Consider the following 11644-nt stretch of genomic DNA (forward strand, 5'->3'; position numbering starts at 1 on the left):
GCACCCTCACGACAGGGGCCCGGGCTCGCCGGCGGCCGCGCGGACCGTGCGCATCGGCGGCCGCTCGCTCACCCCGACGTCCCAGCTCACCGCCTCCACGCCGTCGGCGGTGCGGAGGAACTGCAGCAGCTCCGACGACGGCCGCCCGGCGCCCGGCCGGCGGGCGATCGCGGTGGACAGGATCTGCCCCGCCATCCGCCCGAGCGCCGCGTCGGACTGGTGGCTGTGCCGGCGGGTGCCGACGTCCACCTGGGCGAGCGCGTCGACGCCGGCCAGCCCCGCGAGGTCCACGAGCAGGCCGAACTCGACGCCGTAGCCGGAGACGAACGGCACCCGCTCGAGCAGCTCCCGGCGGCCGGCGTACTCCCCGGACAGCGGCTGCACGAAGCCCGCGAGCTCCGGCCACCAGGCGTTGAGCAGCGGCCGGGCGAGCAGCTCGGTGACCCGCCCGCCGCCGGAGGGGACGATGCCCTCGGGCGTGTGCAGCGGCCGGTCGTAGAGCGCCTTGACGTAGCCGATCGCCGGGTCGGTGAGCAGCGGGCCGAGCAGCCCGACGACGAACTGCGGGTCGAACCCGACGAGGTCGGCGTCGACGAAGACGACGAGATCGCCGCTCGTGGCGTGCAGCCCCTTCCACAGCGCCTCGCCCTTGCCCGGCACCCGCCCGTGGGCCGACAGCACGGTGGCGGTGTCGACGACGGTGGCCCCGGCCTCGGCGGCGACCGCGGCGGTGCGGTCGACCGACCCGCTGTCGACGACGACCACCTCGTCGACCAGCGGGGCCTCCTCCACCAGGGCCCGCCGGATCGTGCCGACGATCGTCCCGACGGTGGGCTCCTCGTCGAGCGCCGGCAGTACGACGCTGACGGTGGAGCCCCGGGCCGACTTGGCCTCGGCGAGCTCGGCGGCGCACCACGTGGCCGCGCTGAAGGTCCGCCGGCGCAGCCAGCGGGAGACGTCAGGGCGCATGCCGCTCCCCATGGTCGTGGGCCGGCTCTTCTGCCGGCACGGGACCCCCGTCGCGACAGGATGCACGACTCCGGACGTCCGTGGGGTCGTCAACGCCCATTGCGGTCCGTCTCCGAAGCGGTCACGCTGCGCAGCGTCACGCCGCGACGCACCTGGGCGTTCACGCGTCGTTCCCCTGGAACGGCTACGCAGCGTGACGTACCGTCGGTCCGTCGAGATCCCGACCGGGCACCTGTGGCCGGGCCACGACCGGGAGGAGGAGCGGTGCCGACGTCCCTGTGCGCCCCACTGTCCGCCCCTCTGCGCGTCTGGTCGGTCGACCTCACCGACGACCGCTGGGACGAGGACGCCGCGGCCGCGCGGCTCACGCCCGGGGAGCGCGCCGCGGCCGACCGGGGCGTCGCCGCGGTCCGCCGTCGCCGGGTGCTCGTGCGCGCCGTGCTGCGCACCGTCCTCGGCGACCTGCTCCGGCTGGCGCCGGCCGACGTCCCCCTCGAGGTCCGTGGGGGCCGGCCGCTGGTCCGGTCCGCCCGCCGCGGGCCGGGCGTCAGCTGCTCCACCGCCGGCGGCCTCGCGCTCGTCGCCGTGGCCCCGCGCGCCGGCCTCGGCATCGACCTGGAGCCCGCCGGCCCCGGTCCCGAGGGCGACGAGTGGCTGGCCGCCCCCGAGCTCGCCCGGCTCGCCGGGCGCGCGGGTGAGGGCACGGGTGAGGGCATCGAGCGCACCCGGGCCTGGACGGCCAAGGAGGCGGTGCTGAAGGCGGAGGGGACCGGGCTGCGGCGGGACCCGCGCACGGTCGTCACCCCCGCCGGTGGCCGGGGCCGTCTCGGCTCCTGGTGGCTCGCGCCGCTGCCCGTGCCCGCCGGCTGGGTGGCCACCGCCGCGCTCGACCGCCGCTGGGACCCGGCGCGGGTGCGCGTGCGCCCGCTGACGCCGGAGCGCCTCCGGTGACCGCCGTCGCCCCCCGCACCGCGGTCCGTGCCGGGTCCGGGCGCCGGCCCCAGCTCGCCGCGTTCCGCGCGCTGCTCGAGCGCCGCACCGGCCGCGACCTCTCGGCCGCCCCAGAGCTGCACCGCCTCTCGGTCGACGAGCCGGACCTGTTCTGGCGCGCCCTGCTCGACTGGTCGGGCCTCGCCTGGGAGGGCGTCGCCGAGCCGGTGCGCACCGGCGCCGACGTCCGCACGGCGCGCTTCTTCCCCGGCGTCTGCCTCAACTACGCGGAGAACCTGCTGCGGCCGCTGCCCGGGGTCGACGAGGGCGCGCCCGCGCTCACCGCGGTGCACGCCGGCCGCCCGGCGGAGGTCCTGACCCGGGCGGAGCTGCGCGATGCGGTCGAGCGGGCCTCGGCCGCGCTGGCCGCCCGAGGCGTCCGGACCGGCGGCCGCGTCGCGGCCGTGGGCGCCAACTCCGCGCCGGTGCTCGTCGCGGCCCTCGCCGTCGCCGCGCTCGGCGCGACGCTGGCCACCGCCACGCCCGACATGGGCGTGCCCACCCTGCTCGGCCGCTTCGGCCAGCTGCGCCCGGGCACCCTGCTCGTGGACCGGCGGGACCTGGGTGGGCGGGGTGAGGCCGAGGCCGCCCTCGCCGAGCTCACCGCGCAGCTCCCCTCGCTGCGGCTGGTGCTGCTCCTCGACGACGCCCCGCCGCCCGACCTCGGCCCCGGCGTGACCGTCGCCCGCCTGGCCGACGACGTCGCCGCGCTGCCCGACCCGGTGCGCGTGCCGGACTGGCCGCGGCTGCCCTTCGACCACCCGCTGTGGGTCATGAGCACGTCGGGCACCACCGGGCCGCCCAAGGCGCTGGTGCACGGCGCCGGCGGCGCGCTGCTCGAGCACGTCAAGGAGCACCGGCTGCACGGCGACCTGACGCCGGCGGACACGCTCTACTTCCACACCACGACCGCCTGGATGATGTGGAACTGGCAGCTGTCGGCCCTGGCCGTCGGCGCGCACGTCGTCCTCTACGACGGCCCGGTCACCGGCCCGGACACGCTGTGGGCGCTGGCCGCCCGGCACGGCGTCACCGTCCTCGGCACCAGCCCGGCGTACCTGCAGATGTGCCAGGACGCCGGCTTCCGCCCGCGCGATGCCGCCGACCTCTCCCGGCTGCGCGCGGTCATGTCCACCGGCGCGGTGCTGCACGAGTGGCAGTTCGACTGGGTGCGCGACGCGGTCGGCGACGTGCCGCTGCAGTCGATCTCCGGCGGCACCGACATCGTCGGCTGCTTCGTCCTCGGCCACCCGGAGCTGCCGGTGGTCCGCGGCCGCTCGCAGGCGCTGAGCCTCGGCCTCGACGTCGCCGCGGTCGACGAGGACGGCCGCCCGGTGCTGGGCCGGGAGGGCGAGCTGGTCTGCCGCAACCCGTTCCCCTCGCGGCCGGTCGGCGTGCTCGACGACCCCGACGGCGAGCGCTACGAGCGGGCCTACTTCGCGCAGCACCCCGGCGTCTGGACCCACGGTGACCGGGTGGAGGTGCACCCCGACGGCACCGCCCGGGTGCTGGGCCGCTCCGACGGCGTGCTCAACGTCGACGGCGTCCGCATCGGCCCGTCGGAGATCTACGCGGTCGTGCGGCGCATCCCGGGCGTCGTCGACGCGATGGCGCTCGAGCAGCGCGACACGCGGGCGCGGGGCAGCAGCCGGCTGGTGCTGCTCGTCGTCCTCGCGCCGGGGCTGCGGCTCGACGAGGAGCTGGCCGGGCGGATCCGCGCGACGCTGCGCCGGGAGGCCTCGCCCGCGCACGTGCCCGCCGTCGTCCTCGCCGTGCCCGAGGTGCCGCGCACGCACAACGGCAAGCCCTCCGAGCGCGCCGCCCGAGACGCCCTCGACGGGCGGCCGGCGGCCAACCTGCAGTCGCTGCGCAACCCGGCCTGCCTCGACGCCATCCGCGCGGCGGCCCGGGCCCAGGAGCCCGCCGCGCCGGTCCCGGAGGGGGAGGGCGTCGAGGCCGTCGTCGCCCGGGTGTTCGCGGAGGTGCTCGGCCGGCCCGTGCCGGACGGCGTCGCCTTCGCCGACCTCGGCGGCACGTCCCGGCAGTCGATGACGCTGCTGCGCCGGCTGCGCCAGGAGCTCGGCCGCCCGGTGGAGATCGCCGACCTCGCCGAGGCGTCCACGGTCGGGGCGCTGGCCGCGCTGCTCACCGGGCGCGACGGCGCCGAGCCCGACACCCGCACGCTGCGCGACGGCGACCCGGCCGCGCCGCCGCTGTTCCTGGTGCACGGCGCGCACGGCGACCTCGACAGCTGGCACGCCCTGGTCGCCGAGCTGACGGTGCCCGGCGAGGTCGTCGGGCTGGTCGGCCCGCTCGCGCGGCCGGACGGGTCGCGGTTCTCCGTCGACGAGCTCGCCGCGCGCCACGTCGCGTCGGTGACCGCCCGGGCGCCCGCGGGCCCCGTGCGGCTGGCCGGGTACTCCTTCGGCGGCGTCGTGGCCCTCGAGGTCGCCCGGCGGCTCACCGCGGCGGGGCGGGACGTCGACTTCCTCGGCCTGTTCGACTGCCGCCCGCCCTACGCCGAGCTCGGCCGCGGGCGGAGGCTGGCCCGCAAGGTGGCCGGCGCGCTGGCCCTCGTCGTCCCCGGCCTCAGCGACGAGAGCGTGCGCACGGCGCTGGCCGACCGGCGCAGCGCGGAGCTGCCGGCCGACCGCCGGGTGCTGCGCGACTCCGCCGCGCTGTACGAGGCGTTCCCGCTGCCCGACCACGCCGGGCCGGTGACCTACTTCCGGATCCGCCGGCGCGTGCCGGTGCTCGCCCACCAGATGGCGGTCTGGCGGCGGCACCTGCCCGACTTGCGGGTGGTGCCGGTGCCGGGCACGCACAACGACCTGCTGGCCGGCCGGTACGCGGCGACTCTGGGGGCGCGGGTGTCGGCGGCGATCGAGGGAGCCGGCGGAGGAGCCGGCGTCACATGGCCCCGGCGCGCTCGGCGAGGTACTCGCCGACGGTGACCATCGGCGGGCGCTCGTCGACCCCGACGCCCGTGCTGACCGGGACGAAGCCGGCGCCGTCGCTGCGGAACTGGGTGAGCAGGCCGGCCGCCGAGCCGGCCCCGCCGCGGGCGAGCACCGCCGACACCACCTGACCGGCCATCCGCCCGAGCGCCTCCTGGTCCTGGGAGGTGTGCCGGCGCACGCCGAGGTCGACCTGCGCCAGCCCGTTCAGGCCGAGCAGCCCGAGCAGGTCGACGAGCAGGCCCACCTCCACGCCGTAGCCGGAGACGAACGGCACCTGCTCCAGGGCCGCGCGGCGGCCGGCGTACTCCCCGCCCAGCGGCTGCACGAACCCGGCGAGCTCGGGCCACAGCGCGTTGAGCAGCGGCCGCGCGGTGAGCTCGGTGACCCGCCCGCCGCCGGCCGGGGTGCTGCGGCCGTCGACCTCCAGCGGGCGGGTGTAGCAGCCCTTCACGTAGCCGACCTGGGGGTCGGTGAGCAGCGGGGTGAGCAGGCCGGGGACGTAGTGGGAGACGTCGCCGAGCAGGTCGGCGTCGAGGAAGACGAGCAGGTCGCCGGTGGTGGCGGCCAGCGACTTCCACAGCGCCTCGCCCTTGCCCGGCCGGCTGCCGTGCGCGGGCAGCACCTCGGCGGCGGCGACGACGTCGGCCCCGGCGGCGCGGGCCACCTCGGCGGTGCGGTCGCCCGAGTCGGAGTCGACCACCAGCACCTCGTCGACCAGCGGTACGAGCCGCACCCAGCGCTCGACCAGGTCGGCGACCAGCCCGCCGACGGTGGCCTCCTCGTCGCGGGCGGGCAGGACCACGCTCACCCGGTGCCCGCCGCGCCGCTTGGCGCGCAGCAGCCGGGCGACGTCGACGTCGTGGACCGAGCGGGTCGTGGACGTGCGGCCGGTGAACCAGGCGCGGGCGTCGGGTCGCATCGGCCCACTCTGGGGGAACGGGATCCGGCCTCGCCACGGACGGAGCCGGTGTTCACGAACACGTAGCCCGCCGTTCCGGGACGGGGCTCAGACCCGCCCGGCGCCGGCCGTCTGCAGGGCGGTGCGGCTGAGCGGTCCCACCGCGGCGCCGGCGCCGTCGGGCTCGGGGTGGCCGAGCTCGGTGAGCCAGCCCCGCAGCACCCGGTGCAGGTGCTCCGCGCCGACGATCTCGCCGGGCGGGGAGAGCACGCGGGGGTGGGCGAGGAAGCCGCGCTGCTGCGGGCCGCCGAGGCCGCCGTGCGAGCCGACGTGCGGCTCGAAGGGGGAGGCCTCGTCGGTGTCGGGGTCGTAGCGGCTGTTGACCATCACGTCGGGGCAGTGCGGGAACGCCGACACCCGGGCGACCAGCGCCGGCGCGTGCTCGCCGTAGGGGGCCAGCGGGTCGGCGCCGATGACCACCCCGGTGGCCAGGCGGTGCAGGCCGTCGCGGCCGAGGACGACCGGCCCGTGCTCCTCGGAGTGCACGAGCGCGAACCCGACGCCGGCGTGGTCGACGAGCGCGGGCAGCAGGTCGGGCCAGTGCCGCTCGATCTCCTCCAGCGGCACGCGGCCGTGCAGGTCGGCGAAGTGCACCCCCGCGGTGTGGCCGGAGACGACGACCACCACGCCCGGCGCCACGCGGGCCACCTGCCCGGGCTGCCCCGACGGCGTGCGGTGCGTGTGCTCGTCGGCCCCGGCGCTCTCCACCCGCTCGCGCAGCCGCCGCGCGATCGGCCCCGGCCCGGACGCGGCCTCGGCCAGCGCGGAGGCCACCTGCCAGCCCTCGGCGGGGCGGCGGCTGTCCTTCGGCTCGCCGCCGCGGCGCCCGGGCGCGGGGGAGCCGCCGCAGTGCCGGCCGACGAACGCCTCGATCGTCTCGCCGAACCGCTGCGCGAACGCCTCGCCCTGGGTCTGGCCGTGGTCGGACAGCAACACCAGGTGGTAGTCGCGCGGCGCGAGGGCGCCGGCCCGGGCGAGCCGGCCGATCTGCTGGTCGATGGTGCGCAGCACCTCGAGGGTGTCGAAGCGCTCGACGCCGCTGTGGTGGGCGACCTCGTCGTAGCCGAGGAAGTCGGCGTAGACCACCGGCCGCCCGGCCAGCATGTCCTCGAGGATCGCCGCCACCACGACGTCGCGCGCGATCACCGTGGTGCCCGGCCGGGCCAGCGGGTAGATGCCGCCGCGGCTGACCCGCGGCCGGACGTCGGCGCGCCGCTGCCGGGCGGCGGCGGACAGCTCGCGGGCGACGTCGACGAGCGAGACGCCCAGCGTGCGGACGGCGTTCACCGGGTTGGCGAAGTAGGCGTAGTAGCCGGCGCCCACCCGCTCGCGGCGGCGGATCGAGCGCCGGGTGGTGACCAGCGGCAGCGAGCTCATCGTCAGGCTCACGTGCGGGGCGTCGCCGCTGAACAGGTTGCCGCGGCTGGCCCCGCCCCCGGCCAGCAGCCCGCGCCCGTCGGAGTGCCGGCGCTCGACCTCGGCGGCGTCTGCCGGGTGGGAGACCTGGACGACGTGGTCGCGGTCCTTCTCGTAGTAGCGGAAGCCGACGACGTCGTGGTTGGAGCCGTGCAGGATGCCGCACACCGCGGCGCCGGTCTGGGAGCTCCAGTCGGTGTGCCAGGAGGTGAGCGCGTGGCTGCCCGAGCGCAGCCAGGCGGCGAGGGTGGGCATCGACCCGTCGCGCACGGCGCGGCGCGCGGTGTCGAAGCCGAGGCCGTCGATCTGCAGGAACAGCACCCCGGGCGGCTGCGGGCCGGCGGCCCGGGTGCGGGCCGCCCGGCGGCGGGCGCGGCGGAAGAACAGCTCGTCCTCGTCGATGGCCAGCGCGCTGTTCACCACCGCCGTCACCCCGGCCATCGCCACCACGACCAGCACGGCCGTGCGCAGGTCGGCGACGGTGACGCCGGGGACGGCGAAGGAGGCGGCGAGCACCACGGCGCCGAGCAGCAGGAAGCTGCCGAGGCCCAGGGTGAACAGCGCCAGCGGCAGCGCCACCCGCATGACCAGCGGCCACACCACGCCGGAGAGCAGGCCGAGCAGCAGCGCGGCCAGCGGGGGCTGCCACCAGTCGCGCATCGCGAAGCCGGCGAGCCACCGGTCGAGGACGACGAGCGCCAGCGTGGTGAGCGCCCAGGTGAGCAGCACGCGCGCGGTGGCCCGGCCGGGGCCGAGCACGCGCCCCCCTGCGCGCCCCGGGGACCCGGCGCTCACGACGCCGGGCCGCACGGGGACGCGCTGGCCTGCCCGGCGGGTTCCTCCGCGGGGTCGTCGCCGGACCGCTCGGGCGCGGCCCGGCGCCGGCGGGCGGCGGCGACGAGGTTGAGCAGCGCACCCACCAGGAGCACGAGCAGCGTGGCGACCAGGGTGGCCACCAGCGGGTTGTCGAACACGCCGCCGCTGACGACGCCGAGCAGGGCGTAGGCGACCGCCCACAGCGTCGAGGCCAGCAGGGAGGCCGGGAGCAGCCGCCGCCACGGGTAGGCCAGCGCACCGGCGGCGAGCAGGACGGGGATGCGCCCGGCGGGCAGCAGCCGCCCGACCAGGACGATCTGCCAGCCGTGCGCCCGGAACTGGGCCCGGACCTCCTCGATCCGGTCGGCGTGCTGGCCGCGGGCCACGAACCGCACCGCGGCGGGCCCGCCGAACCGGCAGACGGCGAAGGTGACGACGTCGCCGATCCAGGCGCCGAGCGTGGACAGCACGAGCACCAGCACGAGGTCGAGGCGGCCGGTGCTCACCGCCAGGGCGGCCGCCGCGCCGACGACCGCGCCGGTGGGTACGACCGGCACGATCGAGCCGAGCAGCACACCGCCGAACACGACGGGGTAGCCGAGCGAGGACCCGTCGGTCCAGCTCGACGCCAGCGTCCCGGTGGTGCTCACGGCGTCCCCGCGGCGGTGGGCAGGACGACCGGCTCGCCCGGTTCGGCGATCACGACCGTGGTGGGCAGCGCGCGCCCGGCGACGGCGGCGGCGAACTCCCGCGGCGGCTCGGTGAGCAGCCGCCGGTAGCGCCCGGCCAGCCCCGGCACCGTGGTGCCGCCGGGCACGGTGAGCGTGCCCCAGTGCACCGGGACGGCGAACCGCGGGCGCACCCGTGCCACCGCCTCGGCCGCGCGCCGCGGGTCGAGGTGGCCGGGGCCCAGGGTGGGACCCCAGCCCCACACCGGCACGAGCGCGACGTCGACCCCGCGCCCGCCGATGCGGGCCATGCCGTCGAACAGGTCGGTGTCGCCGAGGGCGTAGACGGTCCGCCCGTCGCCCTCGACCAGGTGGCCGACGGCGGCCGTGTCGGGGCCGTGGGTGAGCCGCGGGCCCCACCGGTGGCCGCTGTGCACGGCCGGGACGGCGGTGATCCGCAGCCCGCCGTGGGTCAGCGACTCGCCCGGCGCCAGCTCGTCGACCCAGCGCAGGCCGCGGGAGCGCAGCCACGGCCCGGCGCCGCGCGGCACGACGACGCGGACGTCGTCGCCCAGCAGGCGCAGGGACGGCAGGTGCAGGTGGTCGGCGTGCAGGTGGCTGACCAGCACCAGGTCGGTGCCGGCCCAGGCCGGCTCCGGCGGCGGGGGGACGACGCGGCGCAGCGGCCCGACGGTGGCGGTGAGGACCGGGTCGGTCAGCACCGTGCTGCCGGCCAGCTCGACGCGGACCGTCGAGTGGCCCAGCCAGTGCAGCCCGGGGTCGCCCACCGGGCCAGTATCGACCCCGGCACCGACGTCTCCGGAGATCCTCCCTCGGACGGATCCGTCCGTTCGAGGTGCGCGCGGCGCGGGGGCGGCCCACCATGCCTGCCATGACCTCAGCGGGGCGCGACCCGGGGTCGACCGGACCGGCTGCCGAGCTGTCCGAGGAGCTGCGCCGCATGGCCCTGCTCCTCGAGACGGCGGCGGTCCTCGACCTGCGGGCGCAGCGCACGACCGATCCCCGGCAGGTGGCGGTGCTGCGGCGCCGCGCCGAGCAGCGCAGGCAGGAGGCCGGCCGGCTGCGCGAGCACCTGGCGGCCTGCGGCCGCGCGCTCCCGCCCCGGACGTCGAGGACGGCGGCACCGGCTCCCTGAGCCCCCGGTCGCCGCTAGCCTCCCGCGCGTGGCCACCTGGGCGGACGTCCGGCGCCTGGCCCTCGCGCTGCCGGAGACCAGCGAGGGCACGTCCTGGGGCTCGCCGGCGTGGAAGGTGCGCGACCGCACCTTCGTGTGGGAGCGACCCCTGCGCCGCGCCGACCTCGAGCACCTGGGCCCCGGCGCCCCCGACGGGCCGCTGCTCGGCGCCGCCGTGGCCGACGAGGGCGTCAAGCGGGCGCTGGTCGCCGACGACCCCGCCGTCTACCTGACGACGCCGCACTTCGACGGGTACGCCGCCGTCCTCGTCCGGCTCGAGGCGGTCGACGCCGGCGAGCTCGCCGAGCTGGTCACCGACGCGTGGCTGGCCAAGGCGCCTAAGCGGCTGGCGCGGCAGCACCTCGCCGCCGAGCGTCCCGCCCCGTCCGAGTAGGGCGGTCTCAGCGAGCCGGCCGACGGGCCCGCGGTGTGCCGGTACCGCATCGTCCGGTGCCGCGCGCGAACCCCTGGCCCGGCCCGGCGGGCTCTGGCATGTTGCGCCGCCGTCCCGCTCCCGCGATCACTGGCGATCCCGTGCGTCTGCGTTCCCTCGTCGCCGGCACCGCCCTCGCCGCGACGTCCGTCCTCACCCTCGCCGGTCCCGCCGCGGCGGCGCCCAGGCCGGCCTACGAGGCCGACGTCGTCGGCGTCGTGCGCATCGACCCGTCGGACCCGACGAGCGCGGAGATCCAGGTGCGCTACCGCTGCGCGGACGACGCCGGCCTGTGGATCTCGGTCAAGCAGACCGCGGACCGCTCGGCGGACCCGCGTCTGGCCGAGGAGGGGAGCAGCGCCATCTCCGCGGCGTGGAGCGACAGCCACCGGGAGACGGTGACCTGCGACGGCCGGGTCCGCCTCGGCACGTTCACCGTCGACCTCGACGAGGCATGGCCTGGCCGACCGGGCCAGGCGCCGCTGCGAAAGGGAGAGGGCTACGTGCAGTTCTGCCTGACCGATCCCGACGCGCCCGGGCCCGAGGGTCTGGTCCTCAGCCACTCCGAGTTCGTGCACGTGCGCTGACGCCGGCGGACGCCGCGGTACCGGTCCGATCGGTACCGCGGCGTTCCGCGCGCCGGATCGCCGTCGCGGTGGCACAGTCAACCGGGTGAAGACCTGGCTCGACGCGTGGCCGGTGTTCCGGCAGCTGACCGGTCCCGACCCCCTCGGACGCGGCGCCGCGGCGCGCAGCAAGGCGACGGAGGGCGTGGTGAGCCGCACGGCCACCGCCGACCGCGTCGTCCAGAGCGTGTGCCCCTACTGCGCGGTGGGCTGCGGGCAGCGGATCTACGTGAAGGACGAGCAGATCGTCCAGATCGAGGGCGATCCCGACTCGCCGATCAGCCGTGGACGCCTGTGCCCCAAGGGCAGCGCGAGCAAGTCCCTGGTGACCAGCCCGACCCGGGTGACCAAGGTCCGCTACCGCCGGCCGTACGGCACCGAGTGGGAGGACCTCGACCTCGACACGGCGATGCACATGATCGCCGACCGCGTCCTCGAGGCCCGGCGCAAGGGCTGGCAGGACGAGAACGACGGCAAGCGCGTGAACCGCACCATGGGGTTGGCGAGCCTCGGAGGGGCGACCCTCGACAACGAGGAGAACTACCTCATGAAGAAGCTGTACAGCGCCATGGGCGCCATACAGATCGAGAACCAGGCGCGCATATAGCACTCC

Annotated in this window: 11 protein-coding genes; 6 read left to right on the plus strand and 5 right to left on the minus strand. The window is 77.4% G+C overall.

Translation table 11 applies throughout. The features are described from left to right. Positions 1 to 6: 6 nt before the first annotated feature. Entirely contained in the window at positions 7 to 969 is a 963-nt protein-coding gene (locus BUE37_RS00780) for a glucosyl-3-phosphoglycerate synthase (RefSeq protein WP_073417944.1), read from the minus strand. A gap of 264 nt (positions 970 to 1233) precedes the next feature. Here BUE37_RS00780 and BUE37_RS00785 point away from each other — a divergent pair, with 264 nt between their 5' ends. Then, the gene (locus BUE37_RS00785) at positions 1234 to 1920 is read left to right on the plus strand and encodes a 4'-phosphopantetheinyl transferase family protein (protein ID WP_073417946.1); all 687 of its coding nucleotides are present in this window, start codon (positions 1234 to 1236) and stop codon (positions 1918 to 1920) included. Further along, complete coding sequence (locus BUE37_RS00790) at positions 1917 to 4913, plus strand: acetoacetate--CoA ligase (protein ID WP_073417948.1); 2997 nt, start codon at positions 1917 to 1919, stop codon at positions 4911 to 4913. The genes BUE37_RS00785 and BUE37_RS00790 overlap by 4 nt, the downstream gene beginning before the upstream one ends. Here the strand turns inward: BUE37_RS00790 and BUE37_RS00795 are convergent. From BUE37_RS00795 to BUE37_RS00810, 4 genes are all read right to left on the minus strand, one after another. Beyond that, positions 4870 to 5838 (minus strand): glucosyl-3-phosphoglycerate synthase, encoded by a 969-nt coding sequence (locus BUE37_RS00795; RefSeq protein ID WP_073417950.1) that lies wholly within the window; start codon positions 5836 to 5838, stop codon positions 4870 to 4872. The two genes, BUE37_RS00790 and BUE37_RS00795, sit on opposite strands and share 44 nt — an antisense overlap. An 87-nt stretch (positions 5839 to 5925) precedes the next feature. After that, positions 5926 to 8052 carry a phage holin family protein gene (locus BUE37_RS00800; RefSeq protein ID WP_245794222.1) on the minus strand — a complete coding sequence of 709 codons (2127 nt, stop codon included), beginning with the start codon at positions 8050 to 8052 and terminating at the stop codon, positions 5926 to 5928. 32 nt (positions 8053 to 8084) lie between these two features. Beyond that, entirely contained in the window at positions 8085 to 8759 is a 675-nt protein-coding gene (locus tag BUE37_RS00805) for a DedA family protein (protein WP_073417952.1), read from the minus strand. Continuing rightward, positions 8756 to 9565 (minus strand): MBL fold metallo-hydrolase, encoded by an 810-nt coding sequence (locus BUE37_RS00810; RefSeq protein WP_073417954.1) that lies wholly within the window; start codon positions 9563 to 9565, stop codon positions 8756 to 8758. Before BUE37_RS00810 ends, BUE37_RS00805 begins: the two co-directional genes overlap by 4 nt. 104 nt (positions 9566 to 9669) lie before the next feature. On the opposite strand from BUE37_RS00810, the gene BUE37_RS00815 reads away from it, so the two are divergent. From BUE37_RS00815 to BUE37_RS25040, 4 genes are all read left to right on the plus strand, one after another. After that, positions 9670 to 9933 (plus strand): hypothetical protein, encoded by a 264-nt coding sequence (locus tag BUE37_RS00815; protein ID WP_073417956.1) that lies wholly within the window; start codon positions 9670 to 9672, stop codon positions 9931 to 9933. Positions 9934 to 9961: 28 nt separating this feature from the next. Then, positions 9962 to 10366, plus strand: a complete 405-nt coding sequence (locus BUE37_RS00820; protein WP_073417958.1) for an MmcQ/YjbR family DNA-binding protein — start codon at positions 9962 to 9964, stop codon at positions 10364 to 10366. Between the two features lie 140 nt (positions 10367 to 10506). Continuing rightward, entirely contained in the window at positions 10507 to 10992 is a 486-nt protein-coding gene (locus BUE37_RS00825; protein ID WP_073417960.1) for a hypothetical protein, read from the plus strand. Between the two features lie 85 nt (positions 10993 to 11077). Continuing rightward, complete coding sequence (locus BUE37_RS25040; RefSeq protein WP_073417962.1) at positions 11078 to 11638, plus strand: dehydrogenase; 561 nt, start codon at positions 11078 to 11080, stop codon at positions 11636 to 11638. The last annotated feature ends 6 nt before the right edge of the window (positions 11639 to 11644 follow it).

This window comes from Geodermatophilus nigrescens, from assembly GCF_900129495.1.
GTDB lineage: Bacteria > Actinomycetota > Actinomycetes > Mycobacteriales > Geodermatophilaceae > Geodermatophilus > Geodermatophilus nigrescens.